The organism is uncultured Dialister sp. (assembly GCF_937959425.1).
GTDB lineage: Bacteria > Bacillota > Negativicutes > Veillonellales > Dialisteraceae > Dialister.
In genome coordinates this window covers 1-20,348 of record NZ_CALGPS010000048.1, presented here as the reverse complement: position 1 = coordinate 20,348, position 20,348 = coordinate 1, and the positions used below count along the sequence as shown (strand labels likewise).

17 protein-coding genes are annotated in these 20,348 nt (G+C 50.4%); 13 read left to right on the top strand and 4 right to left on the bottom strand.

The features are described from left to right. Position 1: 1 nt before the first annotated feature. Genes Q0482_RS02145 through Q0482_RS02135 form a run of 3 tightly spaced genes read right to left on the bottom strand, consistent with a single transcriptional unit; the run spans position 2 to position 3,933 of the window. Positions 2-1,738: a glycosyltransferase family 39 protein gene (locus tag Q0482_RS02145; RefSeq protein WP_299142754.1), complete on the bottom strand. Its 1,737-nt coding sequence runs from the start codon at positions 1,736-1,738 to the stop codon at positions 2-4. A gap of 18 nt (positions 1,739-1,756) precedes the next feature. Continuing rightward, positions 1,757-3,349 carry a glycosyltransferase family 39 protein gene (locus tag Q0482_RS02140; RefSeq protein WP_299142752.1) on the bottom strand — a complete coding sequence of 531 codons (1,593 nt, stop codon included), beginning with the start codon at positions 3,347-3,349 and terminating at the stop codon, positions 1,757-1,759. After that, positions 3,346-3,933, bottom strand: coding sequence for a DedA family protein (locus tag Q0482_RS02135; RefSeq protein ID WP_299142750.1), 588 nt, complete (start codon positions 3,931-3,933; stop codon positions 3,346-3,348). Before Q0482_RS02135 ends, Q0482_RS02140 begins: the two co-directional genes overlap by 4 nt. 453 nt (positions 3,934-4,386) lie before the next feature. Here Q0482_RS02135 and Q0482_RS02130 point away from each other — a divergent pair, with 453 nt between their 5' ends. The 12 genes from Q0482_RS02130 to Q0482_RS02075 all read left to right on the top strand — a co-directional run bounded on the left by Q0482_RS02130 (position 4,387) and on the right by Q0482_RS02075 (position 18,543). Beyond that, a complete protein-coding gene (locus Q0482_RS02130) occupies positions 4,387-5,187 on the top strand; it encodes a basic amino acid ABC transporter substrate-binding protein (protein WP_299142748.1) in 801 nt (266 codons plus the stop codon). A 734-nt stretch (positions 5,188-5,921) separates the two neighbouring features. Then, positions 5,922-6,749, top strand: a complete 828-nt coding sequence (locus tag Q0482_RS02125) for an ABC transporter substrate-binding protein (protein WP_299142746.1) — start codon at positions 5,922-5,924, stop codon at positions 6,747-6,749. Positions 6,750-6,849: 100 nt separating this feature from the next. Then, a complete protein-coding gene (locus Q0482_RS02120) occupies positions 6,850-7,092 on the top strand; it encodes a hypothetical protein (protein WP_299142744.1) in 243 nt (80 codons plus the stop codon). A gap of 372 nt (positions 7,093-7,464) precedes the next feature. Further along, positions 7,465-8,208: a Fe-S cluster assembly ATPase SufC gene (sufC, locus tag Q0482_RS02115; RefSeq protein WP_299142742.1), complete on the top strand. Its 744-nt coding sequence runs from the start codon at positions 7,465-7,467 to the stop codon at positions 8,206-8,208. A 2-nt stretch (positions 8,209-8,210) separates the two neighbouring features. Then, the gene (sufB, locus tag Q0482_RS02110) at positions 8,211-9,623 is read left to right on the top strand and encodes a Fe-S cluster assembly protein SufB (RefSeq protein WP_299142740.1); all 1,413 of its coding nucleotides are present in this window, start codon (positions 8,211-8,213) and stop codon (positions 9,621-9,623) included. Between the two features lie 9 nt (positions 9,624-9,632). Continuing rightward, positions 9,633-10,676 (top strand): SufD family Fe-S cluster assembly protein, encoded by a 1,044-nt coding sequence (locus tag Q0482_RS02105; RefSeq protein ID WP_299142738.1) that lies wholly within the window; start codon positions 9,633-9,635, stop codon positions 10,674-10,676. After that, the gene (locus Q0482_RS02100) at positions 10,673-11,905 is read left to right on the top strand and encodes a SufS family cysteine desulfurase (protein WP_299142736.1); all 1,233 of its coding nucleotides are present in this window, start codon (positions 10,673-10,675) and stop codon (positions 11,903-11,905) included. Before Q0482_RS02105 ends, Q0482_RS02100 begins: the two co-directional genes overlap by 4 nt. Beyond that, positions 11,905-12,354 (top strand): Fe-S cluster assembly sulfur transfer protein SufU, encoded by a 450-nt coding sequence (gene sufU / locus Q0482_RS02095; RefSeq protein ID WP_299142734.1) that lies wholly within the window; start codon positions 11,905-11,907, stop codon positions 12,352-12,354. Before Q0482_RS02100 ends, sufU begins: the two co-directional genes overlap by 1 nt. Before the next feature lie 612 nt (positions 12,355-12,966). Next, complete coding sequence (locus Q0482_RS02090) at positions 12,967-14,994, top strand: TonB-dependent receptor (protein WP_299142732.1); 2,028 nt, start codon at positions 12,967-12,969, stop codon at positions 14,992-14,994. A 583-nt stretch (positions 14,995-15,577) separates the two neighbouring features. Then, a complete protein-coding gene (ftsY, locus tag Q0482_RS02085) occupies positions 15,578-16,528 on the top strand; it encodes a signal recognition particle-docking protein FtsY (protein WP_299142730.1) in 951 nt (316 codons plus the stop codon). A 71-nt stretch (positions 16,529-16,599) separates the two neighbouring features. Next, complete coding sequence (locus Q0482_RS02080) at positions 16,600-17,322, top strand: SprT family zinc-dependent metalloprotease (protein ID WP_299142728.1); 723 nt, start codon at positions 16,600-16,602, stop codon at positions 17,320-17,322. 354 nt (positions 17,323-17,676) lie between these two features. After that, entirely contained in the window at positions 17,677-18,543 is an 867-nt protein-coding gene (locus Q0482_RS02075; protein ID WP_299142726.1) for a LysR family transcriptional regulator, read from the top strand. 38 nt (positions 18,544-18,581) lie between these two features. Here the strand turns inward: Q0482_RS02075 and Q0482_RS02070 are convergent, their stop codons facing one another. Then, entirely contained in the window at positions 18,582-18,983 is a 402-nt protein-coding gene (locus Q0482_RS02070) for a hypothetical protein (RefSeq protein ID WP_299142725.1), read from the bottom strand. A gap of 631 nt (positions 18,984-19,614) precedes the next feature. On the opposite strand from Q0482_RS02070, the gene Q0482_RS02065 reads away from it, so the two are divergent. Next, positions 19,615-20,232 carry a hypothetical protein gene (locus tag Q0482_RS02065; protein WP_299142723.1) on the top strand — a complete coding sequence of 206 codons (618 nt, stop codon included), beginning with the start codon at positions 19,615-19,617 and terminating at the stop codon, positions 20,230-20,232. Positions 20,233-20,348: the final 116 nt, after the last annotated feature.

Here is a 20,348-nt window from a genome sequence, read left to right as displayed (position 1 = left end):
TTTAATCGTTTTCGGGAGATTCATTCAAGTCTTCCTTCATGTCTTTTTTCATCTGCTCTTTGGCTTCTTTGAAGGATTCAGGAATATCCTTCGCATCGGTCATGATGAAGATGGCGCCGGTGAGAAGAGGCTTTACCTGTTTGAAACGGTATTTGAAGAACCACTGGTCAAAGTATTTCCTGTCGCTTTTGGATACATAGAGGAACACCGGCTTTTCGGGATGGCGGTGGGAGATGACGAAGTCCTTGTCTGCTGCCGATGGCATGACGTATTTCTCATTCCACAGGGGATTTCGTCCTTCTCCATCGTCGCCAATGGGGGGAGGCACCACGCGGGTGGCGATTTCTCCCGTATAGAAGGTGTAGCCTGCAGGATAGGAACGGAAGAAATAGTGCTCACCGGGGGCGGCCTTCATTTCCTCCGCCAGCTCCACTGCCGAGCGGCGGGGGAGGTAATGGGGCAGGCCTTCCATGATAAGGCAGAGGAAGACCGAGGCGGTGACGGCGGCCATAACGGTGAGGCGCCGGCCCCGGCTCTTTTTATAACGGATGCCCAGAGACCAGAGGGCGTAGAGAATGACCACATAGAGAATCCACCAGCTGCCTTCCTTGATGTAAAGTGAGCCGGCAATGGCGGCGGCAAGGAAAAGAACGAAGCCGCCAAGGCCTGCGAGGAAGGGGTGGCTTTCCCCCTGCCGGATGGCAGGGGCGGCGAGGGCGGAGAAGATAATGGCCGGCACCACGGCAATGTAGGTATAGGTGACGTACTTGGTGGCCATGAGGGTGTAGAAGAGAAGGGTGCCCCAGCACCATACCATGAGGAAGCGGTAGAAGGGGGTCTTTTCCTTCCAGCCCTTCACCATTTCATAGAAGGAGGTGAAAGTCCAGGGAAGGAGGGCGGCGGGAAGGAGGACAAGGTAGTAGTACCAGTGGTTGTCTGCCGGATGTTCGGAGGAGGTGGCACGGATGAAGTTGTGAAGCCCCAGGAACTGCTCTATGAAATCGCTGCCGTGAATGAGGTACATGCCCACGTACCAGGGAAGGGTGACTGCCAGGAAAACGAGAATGCCCTGCCAGGGGAAGAGGCGGACTGCCATTTTTCCTGATTTCATGGAAAGGCACCACAGAAGGAGCAGGGCGCCGGGAAGGACAAGGCCCACGGGCCCTTTGGTAAGGCAGGCGAGGCCGGCAGCGGCGTAGGCTGCTGCCAGGTGTTTCTTATTTCCTTCCATGACACCCATATAGCCGGAAAGCATGGTGGGAATGGTGAAGAGAAGGAGGATGCTGTCGGTAATGATGGCATGGGAAATGACCCAGAATTCCAGGGACAGAGCCAGCATGGCGCCGGACCAGACGGCGGTCACATTGTCCTTCAGGATGCGCTGGACATACCAGATGAGGAGTGTCACCGAGAGGGCGCCGCAGATGACGGAAGGAAGCCTGGAGGCCAGGTCCGTGAAGCCAAGAAGGGTGTAGGAAATGGAAAGGAGCCAGTACACCATAATGGGCTTGTCATACCAGTAGGTGCCGTAAATCTGGGGAGACATCCAGTTGCCGGACTGAACCATTTCCTTGGCGGTTAATGCATAGTTTGACTCCACCGGATCCGTCACCGGAAGAAGCCAGGAGCCCCAGAGAAGGAAGAGGAAGGCAGCCAGAAAGAAGAAGAGGAGGGTCTTTCCCACTTCTTTTCTGCTGCTTTCCGCGGCCGTTTCATGGAGTTTGTTTTTTCTTTTCATACGCTTTGTGCTCAAGGGTCAGTCTTCTTTCTTTATAAACAGGAGGGCCGTATCCTTTTCCCAGAGAAGGGAAAGGTGGGATTTCTGCTCTTCCGGCCAGTTCTTGTACACTTTTTTCTGAATGAGGATGTAAGCATCCTTCGGAAGCCGGGCCTTTTCCTCTTTCCCCGGAAGGAGGACGCCCTTTTCTGCATTCCTTTCGTCCGCTTCCATTTTCCGCCGGTCGAATTCAGGAAGGGCGGAGCCGTAGATGTCTGTGTAGAAGGCAATGGAGGGGCGGTAGAAGGTGTCTATATAGAGGGGAATGGATGGATTTCTCTCCGTAGAAACCAGCTTATCCGCAATGGCTCTGGAGGTGAAAAGGGAGGAAACGGGGGAGGCGAAGGCACCCCAGATGGAAAGAACGAAGACGGCGGAGAGAAGGGCCTGGGTCATCATGAAACCGTGGAACCGTCCTTTCCGGAGGCTGAGGCCGGCCAGAAGGGCGGCCAGAACCATCAAGAAAACGATCATCCAGCGTACCCAGCTGCCTCCTTCCGGGCTGATGGGTGCCAGGGCAATGACGCCGGCGGTGAGAAGGGAGAAGAAAAGATGGGAAAGGATGAGGGCTTTGGATATATGGCCCGTTTCTTCCAAATCCGTGAGATACATGCCGGAAAGAAGAGAAAGGGGCGGGAACATGGGGAGTATGTAGGAGAAAAGCTGGGTGGAGGAAATCGAGAAGAAAATGAAAATGAAAAGGGTCCACACCAGGAAGAAGGCGGCGTTCTTCTCTTTCATCCATGTCTTCGTACGGCGGAAAATGCCGGGAAGGGTGCCGCTCCAGGGGTAGAAGCCCGCCAGCAGTACCACCACATAGAGCCAGTAATGGTTCTGTCCCGCATGTTCCGGGCTCACGAAACGGGTCACATTATGGTAGCCCAGAAAGGTATCGATGAAGGCATCGCCGTGTATGCTGCCCATGGCTATATACCAGGGAAGTCCCACCAGGCAGGCCAGAGGGATGCCCCAGTACCACTTGAGGGCCATGATTTCTTTCAGGTTAAACTGTTTCGTTGCAATCATCCAAAGGCCTACGATGAGGGCAGGAAATCCAAAGCCCACGGGCCCCTTGGTGAGAAGGGCCAGACCGCAGAAAATGTAGGCGGCCATATATTCTTTCCGAAGGAAGGACATGAGGGCCACCGTAAGGGTGAAGGTAAGAAGGGTGTCGGTGACGCTGCTCCTGGCCAGTACGATGATTTCAAGGGAGGTGGCGCAGACGAAGGCACCCCGGAGGGCGGCCTTTTCACCGATGAGCTTTCGGGAGGAAAGATAGAGGTATACCGGGGTCAGTGCTCCCAAAAGAACGGAAGGCAGCCGGGCGGTCCAGGTGGAAATGCCAAAGAGGCTGAAAGACAGAGCTTCCAGCCAGTAGAAAAGAGGCGGCTTGTCATACCAGAACTCCCCGTAAATCCTGGGAGAAAGGAAATCTCCGGTGGCAAGCATTTCCTTGGCTGTTTCTCCGTAAACCGGTTCGTCGGGATCCAAAAGAGGGATGAGCCCCAGAAAGGCGCCGTAAATCACAAGACAGTATAAAAATAGAAAGACACACTTTTTATCAAATTTCATTTGGATTTTCTCTTATGGTACACATGGTACCCCAATGCAATGAATGCGGAAATAAGGACGCACACGCCGGCAATTTCCCATTTATAGTCAAGAATCATGGCCCAGTTGTGGCCCAGCACGGAGCCTACGTACACCAGGAAAATGGTCCAGGGCACCGTGCCTATGAGGGTGAGGATGATGAACTCCGGCAGAGGAAACTGGGCGATACCGGCGGGCAGGGAAATAAAGGTGCGTACTCCCGGCAGAAGACGTCCGGTGAAAATTGCGATGGCACCGTAGTTTTCAAACCAGTCCTTGGCGGCAATCATTTTCTTTGCTCCCATGCCGCCTTTGGCAGTGTGCCGCAGAATCAGGTCGCGGCCTCCCTTGTAGCCCATGTAGTAGGAGATGACAGATCCCGCAATACCGGCAGCAGTGCCGATGAGTACCGTGGGCCAGAAGGAAAAAATACTCTGGGATACAAGAAAGCCGGCAAAGCCCAGAATGATTTCACTGGGGATGGGAATATTCATATTTTCCAGCACCATGCAGATAAAAAGCGCTGCGTATCCCCATTCGGAGAGAAATGAAATGATAATTTCCATGAAAAGTCCTTTGCTTATAAACAGGTAAGAGAAGCAGGCCATTTGCCTGCCGCTATATTATATGGTGAAAGTATACAGCATGTATATAAGAGTTAAATAATAGATGAACAGACGAAATTTTCTGCTCTTAAAGTATTGTACTTTAAACTATAGCATGATGGGAAGTCGGGGTCAATGAAAGGATAGGAAGACAGGCGGGGAGGAACGAAAGGTTTTTATAAAATGCCTTCAGCATTTGACATTTATGTAAAATGTTGATAAAATATGCATAGATTGCATAAAGATACTGATTTCTTAAAAACGCATTTTTGAGGATTTTGCTAAAATACAGGATTTTCCAAGAAATTTAGCGAAAAATGACCAGTATTTTTATGAAAAGGAACGAGGAAGCTTGAATAAAAATTCATAGCAAAGCTTCCGGTCTGTGAAATTGCTGTATGGAGATGATTTGTCATGATGGGTAAAAAATTAAAAATCGTTTTGGCATTAGGTGCTATGGCTGCTGTATTTGGAGCTGCAGGCTGCGGCGGCGGAAGCTCCAAGAGCGGTGCCTCCGCTTCCAAGAACGGCATTCCTTCCGTCATCCGCGTAGGTTCCGAAACCACATTCCCGCCCTTTGAATTTACCAAAGACGATAAATACGTAGGCTTTGATATTGACCTGGCTGATGCGGTTATCAAACAGATGGGCAGCAAGATGGAATTCAAGAGCATGGGATTTGATGCCCTTATCCCTGCTGTACAGTCCGGCCAGATCGACCTCATTGCAGCAGGCCTCAATGCTACCCCTGAAAGAGCCAAGCAGGTATCCTTCTCCGATCCCTACTTTACCCAGGACGGCTTCATCATCATCGTCAACAAAGACAATGATTCCATCAAAGACTGGGCAGACCTGGAAGGCAAGAACGTAGGCGCCCAGGTGGGCACCCAGCAGGTGAAACTGGCCCAGGAAGCCAAGGCAGCCAATGTAAAACAGCTGGACTCCAACTCCCAGGCCTTCATGGAACTGCAGGCAAAGACACTGGATGCCGTAGTCATCGACCAGCCGGTAGGCATGTACTACCTGAAACAGGGCGCTGACAAAGACCTCAAGATTGTAGGCACACCAAAGGACGCAGCAGGCATGGTCTTCGCTATGAAGAAAGACAACAAGGAACTGCAGGCAGCTGTCAACAAGGCGCTGAAAGAACTGAAAGACAATGGCACCTATGACAAGATCTACACCAAGTGGTTTGGCAACGAAGGAAAGAAATAATCAGTCAAAGGGAACCGAGCTCGAAAGGGCCCGGTTTTTTTATGGACACGCCTATGGCGTGAGGGTTCAGAAGGTGCAGAGGGTTCACCGGGGTCAGATGGGGTGGTAGGCTGTATTCCCGAAGGGGCCTGCCGCTGCGCGGCAGAGGGGCATATGGCATCCATCGGGCCTGACGGCCCTCGGTGCCAAGGGTTGTATAGAAGGGCTCTATCGCTTCGCTCAGGGGAAAGGCCTCGGTGGGCGCCTTTTGGAAATAAGGAGCGCCAGCCACCAAAGGGAAAGAAGCCACCGCGAAGACCCTGCATAGGGTCTTCGAGTCAGCCAAAGTTGGCCCTGAGCCTGCCCATAAAAGGGCCTTCCTTTTAACTGGTTGACCGTGCGTGGCTAAATCAGCAGAATGCTCAGTGCGATTTATGCAGCAGAAAGGCATTCCCGTAACGCTGACTTCATACTCATCGCCCAAAGGGCGATACCACCACCCTCGGCCCATAGGGCCGTCGCCCCCTGAGCGCCAGCGAACATAACCCGCCGACGGATGTCGGCCACAACCTTCGGGCCCGAAGGCCCCGTCAACCTTCCCCTCTGAACCCTTTGAACCGGCCCGCATTTGGCGGGCGGAACCTTTTGCACCCGGGCCGCCAAATGCGGCCCCTATACATTTCCCATTTGATAATTTAATTTTATCCTTATATAATGAAGACAACACTTGATGGGATTTTTCGGGAGGTGTTTTTATGAACAGATGGATGAAAGCAGGGGCGGCCGTGCTGGCCCTGGGCGTTCTGGGTACCATGGCGGGATGCGGAGGAAATCAGGCGGCTTCTTCGGCGCCTGCCAAATCGGCAGCAGCGTCTTCCGCAAAGAAGGAACTGAAGGTGGCCTGCGTGGCCACGTATCCGCCTTTTGTGTACAAGGATAAGGACGGAAAAATCGTAGGCTTTGATGTGGACATCACCGGCGCCGTGGCGAAGGAGCTGGGGGCCAAAGTGGTATACGAAAGCATGCCTTTCAATGAAATGGTACCGGCCCTTACCTCCAATAAGGCAGACATTGCGGTGGCAGCTGTAGATATGACCCAGGACCGGGCGGACAAGGTGGATTTCAGCAATATTTACTACAGCAAGGAAAATGTATCCATCCTGGCTCGTAAGGACGATAATGAAATCAAGGGGCCGGAGAACCTGAAGGGAAAGAAAGTGGCAGTGGAAAAAGGCACGGTGTATGTGCAGACTGCCAAACAGTACGGCGCAGAGGTGAAGGAGTACGACTACCATGACCAGCTCATCAAGGCAGTGGAGGACAATGAAGCGGATGCCCTCATCCTTGACAAGCCGGTGGCCCGCTTCTACCTGGCCCATGGCGCATCGGAAAAACTGAAACAGGCAGGCATTATCAGCGGCTCCGGCGGATTCGTCATGATGATCAGCAAGAAGGACGAAGGTCTTCAGAAACAGGTGAACGATGCCCTGGACAAACTCATGAAGAGCGGCGAATACGATAAGATTTACGACAAATGGTTTGCCGATGCAAACTTCAGCAAGGAACCGGACGTGAAATCGTAAGGTCTGATTCTTGTAATGGAAGAATGCACAGCTTGCCTCTCATGATATAATGAGTGAGAGAGGGTATAATCCCTCCCAAAAAAGAAAGAAGGCAGACCTTATGACAAAGAGCAGAGTGATCATATCTCTGGCAGCAGCAGGTCTTTTGGCCCTTGGCGGATACAGCGTGTTTGCCGAAAACAGCGGCGACAGCTGGAACAGCTGGTGCCAGGACCCAAAGCAGACCGTGAGCCAGGACTCCCGTGACGGAGACTACGGCAGAAGAGGCTACGGTTGCGGCGGATACCGGCAGAGCAGTGACCGGGACGATTACTACTGCCCCGGACCGGGATACAGAAGGTAAAGAAAAGAGCGGAGGACATCCGCTCTTTTTGCGTGGATATACGCCCTGCGGGGGTGAAGGTTGACGGGCCCTGGGGAGCCCGAAGTTTGACAGGCCTGCGGCCTGAGAACCCTCCGGACAAAGGCCGGTCAAACTTAAGAACCTTTTATATACAATATAATCATTTATCCTGCCTGAATCCGTATAAACTCAATTACATATTGAAAAAGTTAGATAGAATGTGACGCGGCAGGGGAAATATGCAGGCAGAAAGGACATTCCGCGGCAGGGGGCATATTTACATATAGAGATAAATAATATAAAATGGAATAAGATTTCAATTGTATACGTACACCAACGCATACAGGTTACAATATATTATGAGGTGATCAAATGAGTGAATTGCTTCGCGTGGAAAATCTCCACGTTTCCGTAGGCGGGAAAGAACTCCTCCACGGCATTAACCTCACCGTGAACAAGGGGGAAGTCCATGTAATTATGGGCGTTAACGGGGCAGGCAAGTCGACGCTGCTTCATGCCATCATGGGAAATCCTGTTTACAAGGTGACTGAGGGCCATATTTATTTTGAGGGACAGGATATTACCGACCTGTCTGTTGATAAAAGGGCGAAGCTGGGCATTTTCCTGTCCTTCCAGAACCCCATTTCCGTGGCAGGCATTACCATGGAGAACTTCATCCGCACTGCCAAGACCACCATTTCCGGTAAACAGCAGCGGCTGTTTCCTTTCAAGCGCCTTATGAAGGCAAGGATGGAGGATCTGGAAATGGACCCGTCCTATGCTGACCGTTATCTCAATGACGGCTTCTCCGGCGGCGAAAGGAAGAAGAGTGAAATCCTGCAGATGCGCATTTTGGATCCGAAGCTGGCCATGCTGGATGAAACGGATTCCGGCCTGGATGTGGATGCGGTGCGCATTGTTTCCAAAAACATTTCCGAATACCACAATGAGAACAATTCCCTTCTCATCATTACCCATCTGAACCAGATCCTGAAGTTCATCACCCCCGAATACGTGCACGTCCTCATCGACGGCCGCATTGTGAAGGAAGGCGGTCCGGAACTGGTGGATGAAATCGAAACCAACGGCTTTGATGCATACCGCAGTGAGGTGTAGTCATGGCTGAAGAGAAGAAAAGAAGCCAGGTAGAGGATATCAACCGCAGTATTTACGATGTGAAAGATAAGGTAGAGTATTCCTACAAGGCAGACAGGGGCCTCACGGCAGATGTAATCCGGGAAATCTCCAGAGAAAAGGATGAACCGGAATGGATGCTGGAAAAAAGGCTGAAGGCCCTGGAAATCTACAATAAGCTGGATGTGCCGCCCTGGGCTCCTGATATTTCGGAACTGGATATGGAGCACATCGATACCTATGTCCGCCCGAAGACGGATATGAAGGCCCGTTGGGAAGACCTGCCGGAAAATATCAGGGAAACCTTTGATCGGCTGGGCATTCCGGAGGCGGAAAAGAAATCGCTGGCCGGCGTAGGCGCCCAGTATGACTCCGAAGTGGTGTACCACAATATCCAGAAGGAACTGGAGGAACAGGGAGTCATTTATGTTGACTTTGAAACGGCGGTGAAGAAGTATCCGGAGCTTATCAAACCCTATTTCGGAAAACTGATTACCCCCAATTATCATAAATTTGCAGCGCTGCACTATGCTGTATGGTCCGGCGGGTCCTTCGTTTATGTACCGAAGGGTGTCCATGTGAAGATGCCCCTGCAGAGCTATTTCCGCCTCAATGCACCGGGGGCGGGACAGTTTGAGCATACCTTGATTATTGTAGAAGAAGGAGCCACCTGCCACTTCATCGAAGGCTGCTCGGCACCCCGCTATAATGTGGCCAATCTTCATGCCGGGGCGGTGGAGCTCTTTGTAAAGAAGGGTGCCACCCTGCGCTACTCTACCATTGAAAACTGGTCCAAGAACATGTATAACCTGAACACCAAGAAATCCCTGGTAGAAGAGGACGGTCATATGATCTGGGTATCCGGTTCCTTCGGATCCCATACCTCCTGCCTCTATCCGGATACGGTGCTGAAGGGCGACCGGTCCACCTGCGAATTCACCGGCATTACCTTTGCCGGTAAGGGCCAGTTCCTGGACACCGGCTCCAAGGTGGAAGCCCTGGGGAAAGATGTGTCCATGACCGTGAATTCCAAGTCCATTTCCAAAGCCGGCGGCACCGCCATTTACCGGGGCGTTGTCTACATCGGGCCCAATGCAAAGGGCACCAAAGGCTCCATCAGCTGCGAGTCCCTCATGCTGGATAATGAATCCCGTTCCGATACCATTCCGGACATTGTAATCGAAAACGATGATATCGACCTGGGACACGAAGCGAAAATCGGCCGTATCCCTGATGAGGATATTTACTACCTCATGAGCCGGGGACTTACGGAAGAAGATGCCAAGGCCATGCTGGTCCGGGGCTTTGCGGAACCGATTTCCAAGGCCCTGCCATTGGAATATGCAGTAGAAATGAACCGCCTCATCGATCTTGAATTCGAAGGGGCTATAGGCTAAGGAGGCATTATGGAAGAAATCAGAATCAACCGGCTGCCTCTCCTTACATACCGTTATCTTCATACAAACGATACCCCTGTGAAATTTGAAGCGCCGAAGGCAGGAAACAGCCCCGCCTTTTCCGATGAAACCTTTGTGAAAGAAGGAGGCGTCCTTCCATCCGATTTCAAAGGGGCTTCCGAAGAAACGGTGAAAGCTCTGGAACAGGGCAGTCATTATACCATTACCATTCCCCGCGGCACAAAGGCGGAACTGACCATCACCCTGACCGGCGGCAGGGAAGCGGACTTTGCAGGCAGCTTCCTCTTCCATCTGGAAGAAGAAGCGTCCCTGAATCTTGTGTGGATTCTCAAGGGAGATACTGAAAAGGGCACCTGCCTGGCCGGGGCCTACTATGACCTTTCAAAAAATGCCTGCCTCAAGGTATCCCGTCTGGAAAGCGGCCTTGCAGGGGTGGCAGTTTTCGACCAGCGCCACAGCGTGCTGGCCGAAGGGGCCCGGGCGGACTTTTCCGCTGCCGAACTGGGCGGCGAAAATATTTACGTCCACAGCTACGGCCTTCTGAAAGGCGACCATTCCACCATCACAGAAAAAGCGGTGTATGCCGGAACAAAGAAGCAGCACCTGGATTTCTTCTACCACATTGACCATGTGGGGAAGAAGACCCATGCGGAAATCGATGTGAAGGGTGCACTGGACGATGAATCAAAGAAAATCTTCCGGGGCACTCTTGATTTCAAAAAAGGCTGCAGCGGCTCTGCGGGAGACGAGGGCGACTATGCCATCCAGCTTTCTCCGAAGACGAAAAATATTTCCCTGCCCCTGCTCCTCTGCACCGAAGATGATGTGCAGGGCAACCATGCATCCAGCGCAGGTCAGCTGGATGCCAATACCATTTATTTCCTCATGAGCCGGGGATTCTCCCTGGAAGAAGCCAGGAGGATTGTCATCGAAGCCCTCATCCGTCCTATCATCGACGGCATGGATGAATCGGTGAGAAAAGAAATTATTACAGAACTCAGACAGAAACTGGATTCGAAGGAGATAGAATGAACAGCGAATTAATCAGAAAAGATTTCCCCATTCTGGAAACCAAAGTCAACGGCCATCGGATCGTCTATTTCGATAACGCCGCCACCACCCAGAGACCGCTCCCGGTGGTGAATGCAGTCATGGACTATGTGACCCATGATAACGGCAACCCCCACAGAGGAGCCCATATCTTTGCCATTTCCGCATCCGAAGCCTACGATACTTCCAAGGAAGTGGTACGGAAATTCATCAACGCCAGAAGCACCGGCGAAATCATCTATACCAGAAACACCACTGAGTCCCTGAACCTGGTGGCCCGCTCCTACGGCGAGACCCACCTCCACAAGGGAGACCACATCCTTATCACCATTGCAGAGCACCACTCCAACCTGGTCACCTGGCAGCGGGTGGCACAGAAAACCGGTGCCGTGCTGGACTATATTTATGTAGATAAGAAAACCGGCCATTTCACGGAAGAAGAACTGAAGAAAATCGACGACCCTCGGGTGAAACTCTTCGCCTTTGCCGAAGTGTCCAATGTACTGGGCATTGATTTTGATCCCAAGCCCCTTATTCAGAGAGCCCATGCTCACGGTGCTGTTGTCGTTCTTGACGGCGCCCAGTCCACCCCCCACAAGAAGGTAGACGTACAGGACCTGGACTGCGACTTCTTCGCCTTCTCCGGCCATAAAATGTGCTCCATGGGAGGCATCGGCGTTCTTTATGGAAAGGAAGAACTGCTGAATGACATGGAACCCTTCCTCATGGGCGGCGACATGATCGATGAAGTACAGGAACAGGAAACCACCTACGCAGAACTCCCTGCTAAATTTGAAGCAGGCACCCAGTACGTAGAAGGGGCTGTCAGCCTCGTGGCAGCCATTAAGTACGTGGAAGCCATCGGCTATGACGAAATCCGGGCCCAGGAACGGCGCCTTGTCACCCGCTGCCTGGAAGGCATGAAGAAACTGCCCTTCATCCATATCATCGGACCAACAAATCCCGAAGAAAAAGAAGGCCTCGTAGCCTTCGAAGTGGAAGGCGTCCATCCTCACGACGTGGCCCAGATTCTCTCCGCCAAGGGCATCTGCATCCGCACCGGCCACCACTGCGCCGAACCCCTCCACCGCTACCTGGGCATCAACGCCACCTGCCGTGCCTCCTTCTACTTCTATAACACAGAAGAAGAAGTGGACTATTTCCTGAAAGAACTGAAAGACGTCCGGAAAGTCATGGGGTACGACGACTGATGGAATTAAAACAGCTCTACACCGACCTTATCCTGGAATACAATAAGGACAAGACCAATAAACGCAAAATCGAAAACCCCAACGTCCATGAACATGGACATAACCCAAGCTGCGGCGACGACATCGACATCGAAGCCAAAGTAGAAAACGGCATTATCAAAGACCTGGCCTACACCGGTACCGGCTGTGCCATCAGCCAGGCCTCCACCGCCATGATGGCCGAACTCCTCCAGGGAAGAACCGTGGAAGAAGGCCTCCGCCTCTGCCGCCTCTTCCTGGACATGATCCGCGGCAAAGTCACCGACGACTCTAAGCTGGAAGAACTGGAAGCCGCCATCACCCTGAAAGACATCTCCCAGATGCCCGTCCGCGTCAAATGCGCCACCCTGGGCTGGCATACCCTGGAAATGGCACTGGAAAAAGTGGAAAAACAGCTGAAAAACAACTGATACAGCCAAATCAAAAGCATGGAACCCATAGGGAGCCATGCTTTTTTTAGTACACCGCATTACCCAAGCCTCCTTCCTCAGTCAGAAGTCAGCAACACTTCTGAGCCGGGCTATTATGTGAGCATAGCCTGCCCCACAGGGGAAACGACTCACTGGATTCTCAGGTCGCTCATGCTCCCCTACGAATCCAGTTCGCTGTGCACACAAAGCGAACACCTTAATGCCCGGCCAGCAGGTGCCGCCGCAGGCGGCGGAGGATAGGTCCGAAGTCATAGAGACGCCGCCCCGCCTTCCACCGTCAGAATCCTGAGCGCAGCGAAGAATCTCGGTAAGAATAGCCTGTGCCCGGAAGGATGATAAATACCGGTCGGCGGGGCGGCTGCCGGTCCGCGTGGTCATTCATGGACATAAAAGAACATAAAAAACACATTGAAATTTGACAATAAAATAAAAGAAGTGGATAATGAATGAAGAATAAATAATAATTATAAAAATAAATCTCTAAATTAGCATTATATATAATTTATTATTATGGGGAATATGAGAACTGGAGCGCACTGCGCTTTTTTTCAGTTCTCTTTTTTTATATTCAAAAACAGCGGGAGGATATGTATGAATCAGAAAATCAAGTATGCAGCCCTGGGGATTGCTCTTGCCTGCACCGGCTGGACCGGAGCTTCTGCAGAGCAGGTGTATGAACTGAATCCCATTACCGTGACGGCGCAGCGCTATGAGAAAAAAGATGTTGATGTGCCTGCCACCACGCAGACTTTTACGGAAAAAGATATTGCAGCAACCGGTGCAGATAATATGTCTGTGGCATTAGGTTATCTGGATGGAGTCATAACTTCCGGTATGGGTCCAAATGGTGCGTCCAATTCATCTATGACCAGCAAAATCGTGATGCGGGGTGTGGAAAACGGTACGGTGGTGATGGTCAACGGCACCCCTATCAACTGGAGAAACCTTTATAATCTGGAAAATATACCTGCCAGTGCTGTGTCCCGGGTAGAAGTGGTTCACGGCGGCGGTGCGGTGATGTACGGCAGCCAGGCCACCGGTGGTGTCATCAATATCATTACCAAGAAAAAACTGGATAACCAGGTGGAAGCAGGCTTGGGGAATCGGGGAAGACAAAGTTACAAGGTCTCTGCCAATGCAGGCCGTTTTTCTTTTGCCTATGATTACAATAAATGGGGGACGATTGCCAAAGTCTCCGATTACAGTACAAAGGTGACTACCAAAAAGAATGGACAGACAATAACTCTTTTTCCTGTCCATATGCAGCAGAAATTCAAAGGCTCCGAGAAGAACAATTTCAATGCCATGTATCAGTTCAATGACAAGCTGGATCTGCTCTACAACCATAATGAATCCACCAATCGCTGGTCCTATAAGTACAGCGGCATACCAGAGGGCAATAAATATGCAGATCTGAATGGAAAGGCCCGGTACAATACCAAGTTTGAAAGAAATGGGGATTTCATTCAGTTGAACCTTCATGACATGAATGGCTTAAGCGGTCATATTTTCTACAACTATAATTCCCTTGCCAGTCACCAGACCAATTTCTACAGTCCCCTCGGTAAGCCCTATAAGCCCACTGATTCTAAATATCGCACATACAGCAAGGAAAAAAATAAAACCTACGGCTATGATTTCCAAAAGGTCTGGAATGATGAAGATAAACAGACATTCATGCTGGGAACATCGCTCGTTCGTGAAGAATATAAAAATCATGACCCCGGCGCAGGCAGCGTACTGGATAAAGAAATCAGTGAAGGAAGAAATATTTATGCAGCCTTTGGCTCATGGAACAGGAATATCACGCCGAAGGATATCTTTACATTAAGCGGCCGCGGTACGTGGACTACAGGCGGTAAAAAGCAGTACCATAATTTCAGCACCCAAACACAGTATATGCATAAACTCAATGATAATCAGAGTGTATATGCCGGCTTCGGACAGTCCTTTGTGCTGCCTACCCTCCGCCAGCTGCATTCCCGATTTGATATTTCTTCGCCGGACCGTATCATCGGGAACCCGGATCTGAAACCACAAAAGGGGACTCATTATGAAATCGGCTGGAAGATGGAAACGGAAAATAGGCAGTACAAGGCAGCCCTGTTTACGGAAAGAATCAAGGATGATATTTCTTTCTCCAAGCAGACCGGTCAGGATTACTGGAATACGGTGAATGAAGATTTCAAGAATAAAGGACTGGAACTGACAGTAAAAGGACAGGAAAAGAACGGATTTGGATGGCATGCCGGATTTACCTATCAGAATCCTAAAACTAAGGAAAAATCACAGAAAAAGACGGCCAAGACCTATTGGGATCGCCATTATGGAAGAATCCTTCTGAACGGCGGCGTGGATTACACAAAGGATAAATGGGAAACTGCATTGAACTTCAGCTATCTGGCGGATAGGGTGATGACACCCACCAGTGCCCATTCCTACGGTACAAAGCCCTATCTTCTCACATCTTTCTCTGCAAAATATTCTCCTAATAAAACCGATGATATTATTCTGACTGTGGATAATATCCTTAACAGGGAAGATGTGACGTCCCACACGTCAAGTGATTATTATTCCACGCCAACTACATTCCTTTTGTCCTATCGCCATAAATTTTAATAAAAAATATTATTGAGCGAAATGAAAAGCACCGGCCCTGTGAGGGAGCGGTGCTTTTTGCACTTATGAAATTCAAACCACTACGAAAAGCCTGAAAAAGGCGTGCGCACAGACAGATTCCATGGCGAAACTGTCCGATCCATAGAAGGACGCTTTCTTCAGGCTTTCATATCGCGACTGCGATTGATTCCAATTTGAGTTCTCGGCCGGAAAGGATTTGAAAACTCAGAACGCATCGAACGGGCTGGAGACCCGGAGCTCTTATGTATTCATCTATGCGAGATGGCTTGCAGCGGGATCAGGAACCGGGTATTTTTTCGTGGCCACTCCCCGGGCCTTTTCCACACTCTCATCTGTTCTTTATTATACAGGGGGAAAAGGGAAATGGGAATAGGGAAAATCGAAATTATGTTTGCTAATTTTGAAAGCATGCATAGTAAGGCTATGAGTATTAGAGATACATGAAAATTTAAGCGATTTTTTTTGCGACTGACTGTGGTAAAATCCGGTTCCCTGGTCTCTATTTTTCCTATTTCATCCTGATTCATGGTACAATAGAATATATTATTGTGTGTTCGGAGGAATGAATATGGGATTTTTTGACAAAATCAAAAAGGGCCTGACAAAGACCAAGCAGAGTTTGATAAAAAATATCGAAAGCGTAGTCATCGGCTATGCACAGATTGACGAAGATTTCCTGGAAGATTTGGAAATGGTGCTTCTTTCCGGTGATATCGGCGTCCGCACTACGGACTACCTCATGCGGCAGATTCGCCGGGGCGTGACGGAAGGAACCATTCACAATACGAAGGAAGTCATGCCTTTCATGGAGAAGACGGTGGAGGAGCTTCTGAAGGACAGTACAGCCGACGATGAGTATACCCACCATCCGGAGGTCATTCTGGTGGTAGGAGTGAACGGGGTAGGCAAGACCACCACCATCGGCAAGCTGTCGGGCCGTCTCCACAAGGAAGGGAAGAAGGTGCTTCTGGCGGCTGCCGATACTTTCCGTGCCGCTGCATCGGAACAGCTCACCATTTGGGCTGAAAGAACGGGTGCGGACATTGTAAAGCATGCGGAAGGAGCAGATCCGGCGGCGGTAGCCTTTGATGCCGTGTCTGCAGCTAAAGCCAGAGGGGCGGATGTGGTACTCATCGACACCGCCGGCCGTCTCCAGACGAAGGTGAACCTTATGGAAGAGCTGGGCAAAATCAGCCGGGTGGTGAAGAAGGTCATTCCCGATGCGCCTCACCAGACGCTCCTGGTGCTGGATGCCACCACCGGACAGAATGCCATCAGCCAGGCTAAGAATTTCGGCGAAATCGTCCCCCTTACCGGCGTGGTGCTGACGAAGCTTGATGGTACAGCCAAGGGCGGCGTGGTTCTCTCCGTTCATGAAGAGCTTCATGTGCCTATCAAGTGGATCGGCCTGGGCGAAAGGGAAGATGACCTGGACCGTTTCCATCCGGAGGAATTTGCCAAAGCCCTCTTTGAAACGGACGATCATGTGCTGCAGGAAAGCACAAAGGTGTAATATTTGTTGAAATGGCAGGGGTGCATATCCGGAGCACCTCTGTTTCTTTTTATGAAATTGGGGAAAACGATATGAGAAAGCAGTCTGGGAAGAAAGTCATTAGAACAGTGAAACAGGGAACAAGAAAATTTCCTTATCCCGTGACCATTACATTTACGCCTGGGATAGGGGCCATTTATCTTCGGATTTCCAGAACAGGAAAAATTCTAGTGTCTGTACCGGTGGCCATGCCTCTGAAAGAAGCGGAAGATTTCGTCGCTTCCAAGGATGCCTGGATTAAGGAAAAACTGGCAAAGATGCCCGATATCCCTCACTATCACTATGGCAGTGGAGAAAAACATTATTTCCTTGGCAAAGAATACCCCATCGCCTATTTTCACTGTGCCGTGAGCTTTGCGGAGGTGGAAGACGGCAGGCTATGCATTATGATTACGCCACGAACCAAAGATTTTCCCAGTGCTTATAAAAAGCTCATGAAGGAAGAACTGAAGAAGGTCATAGACAAATATATTGCCATCTGGGCGCCCCGCATGGGTGTGAAGCCTTCCTCCTTCAACATCCGTATCCTCAAAAGCCGCTGGGGCAGCTGCAATGTGGCAACCGGGGAGCTTACCTTCGCCCTGGACCTTATCACCAAGCCGGAGGCCTGCATTGAGTCCGTAGTGGTACATGAGCTGAACCATCTGCTGGAAACAGGCCACACGCCCAGCTTCCACGCCCTTATGGCTCGCTGGCTTCCGGACTATAAGGAAAGAACAAAGAAACTGTACGAATATCCAAGGGAGTTTATTTGAAGGGAAGAGAGGCAGGAGGGTCAAAAAGGGGAAGTCTTGTTGGAAATGGTAAATGGTGAATTGTAAATGGTAAATGAAGGTGGGCGCCTTTAAAAATAAGGGCGCCAGTTTGGATAAAACATTCTGCGGCGAAGCCACGCCTCTTCCGCGCCCTTAGGGCGCGGGACCCTTTGAACCTTCTGAACCCGCCTGCCAAAGGCAGGCAGAACCCTCTGAACCCGGGCCGCTTTGCGGCCCTATTATTTTCCCACTACTTCTCTTGACGTAAATATGGTATAATCTAATAGAATAATTTTATACCAAAAGTTTTTTATACCAAGGGCATTGGTTTTTATATAGTTGAGGGGTAGTTCAATGAATAACACCGACTGGAAGATCCTGATTTATCTTCGTGAAGAGCGGAGTATCAATAAGGTGGCAAAGCGGCTTTTTATGACCCAGCCGTCTTTAACCTATCGCCTGAGCCAGATGGAGAAGGAAATCGGCTGCCCTTTATTTATTCGTACCAATAAAGGGGTTCATTTCACCGATGCAGGAAACCGTCTCTTTTCCTTTGCGGAAAAGGAACTGCAGCAGTACCAGGATATGAGAAATTACGTGACCCATGAGCCGAATTCCATTTCCGGGGTGCTCCGCATCGGCGCCAGCCAGTCCTTTGCCCAGTCCCATATGCCTGCTATTCTGAAGGGCTTTGTGGATAAGTATAACGATATTGAAATTTCCCTTACCACCGACACCAGTGATGAGCTGGTGAAACTGGTGAAAAAAGAAGACATTCATCTGGCCATCGTGCGGGGAAACCAGGAATGGCCGGATGCGGATATTCTTTTGGAAGATGCGCCGCTTTACCTGATTTCCGCCAAGAAAATCGACTACAGTACCCTGCCGGACCAGCCTTCCATCCGCTATCGCAGCGATCCCTCTCTGGATGAGCTCCGTACCCAGTGGTGGCGGCAGAATTTTACCGAATCCCCCCATTTCATGCTTACCGTATCCGATTGCCTGACCTGCGTGGAAATCGTGAACCAGGGCCTTGGGCACTCCCTCATTCCGGCGGATCTTCTTCCCAAGTGTGCGCCCCAGGTGAATCGGGAAATGGTGTATGACAAACAGAAACGGCCTCTCTTAAGGCCCAGCCATCTTATTTATAAGCAGGCCATGCTGCAGTCCACACCGGTCAGAATTTTCGTGGAATACATTAGAAATTATTTCAAGGTATAATAAAAAGCCTGTGAAATCACATGATTTCACGGGCTTTTTTATAGTCTTACAAGAAATCCCAGCGCACCGAAAAGCCAGGTGGAAATACCAAGGAAGAGGGCACAGGAAATCTTCTCCAGCTTGAGGCGGAGGGCAAAACGGTGATGACGGCGGGCGTCACCCCAGACGGCATGGATGAGGCCGTGGTAATCCACATGCATCATACGGGCCAGGGTGCAGTAATTTAAAAGAAGATACGTGCAGATGAGGGCCGGACGGATTTCATCCATCATAAACCAGGCCATCCAGGGAAAACAGAGATTGTAGGAAAAGGCGATGTGACCCCCGAGGAAATAAGTCATTTTCTGCTCAAAAGTTTCAGTGAGATCCGTTTTATAGGCAAAAACAAGATAGGCATTGATGGCGCATAAAAAAAGGCACCAGAAAAACAGGAACGGCATACAGATTCCCTCCGGAGTATTGTTATTGTTCTTTTATATTTTGATTATAACATTCTATGATTCTCTTTCCCATACCCTGAAAAATGGGAGAAATCGGGGCATTTGCGGAGTCTCGAGCACCGTTCATGACCGCCGAGGAGATGGAAGGACGGAAGAGGAAACAGGGATACCTTTGGCGCAGAAAGCGTTATTTTATGGAAATTTGGATAAAGGAAAAATAAATTCTAAAATCACTTTGCTATAGAAAAAATATTATAAAGAGTGACACTCTTTCTATAACTGGCAGATGCAGAGGAAAGTGATAGAATGAGGCTAGAAGGCTGGTGGGCTAGTAGGCTAGTGGGCTGGTGGGACAGTGGGACAGTGAGATATATCCGCTGTCCGCTTACCGCTATATGCTTCCCACCGACCGGCATTTACCGGCCAATGAGTCACTATCGGCATGCACCAAGATTCTTCGCTTTCACTCAAAATAACTGTGTTAGGCGGCGGGGGCGCAGCGAGCCGGAAGGGGTTAGCCGCTGAAGGCGGTTTATAAAACTCATTGCCCGAGGGGCAATCCACAACCTTCCCTTTTGAACCCTATGAACCCTTATAACCCGGCGCCTGCAGGGCGCCAAAGGAGGTTTTTATGAAAAAATTTACGACTTTCATTCTGGCATTTTTCTTTTCCCTCACTGCCTGTCTCCTGTCGGAGGCATCAGACACCCAGGAGATGAATCGGAAGATGGGGTATTTTGACAATACCCGCACCGTGCTCCTTTTGTCTCCCCGGGTCAGCGGAAACGGCGGGGAAGCGGCTTCCTATGTGAATCGGGAAATGAAGCAGATTTTCCGCTATCCCTATTACCGGACCCTGGATACCACAGGTTATGAAGGCGCCATTTCTCCATCCGACCTCCCGCGTCTGGCAGACGAATCGGGAGCAGATATTGTGGTACTGCCGGTGATTCAGTGGCAGCAGTGGATTTTCCATCGTTTCCTCTTTGATGACGGAGACGACATCATTCAGACAAGGGCTGTTGTGGATATTTACAGCTATAAAAAAACCGACGGCACTGTGCGGGATGACCGGGGCACCTATTTTGCCACGGAAGATGAAGGAACGGTAAGAAATGTATACATCCTTGACGATATCATGAAGAGAGTATACAAGACCTTCCCCTATCGCCGTGTGCCTACCGACGTGTCCAGAAGCCTCACCGGAGAAACGGCAGATAATACGCCAAAGGCTGTGATGAAGGGCTGAGGGGGCCGCTGCCCGCTTCGTCATGCAGCACTGGTGACACAAAAGGGAATCCCGTAACGTTAGGGGGCTGTGAAAAAATGTAAATCATTTTTTCACAGCCCATATTTTATATCAGC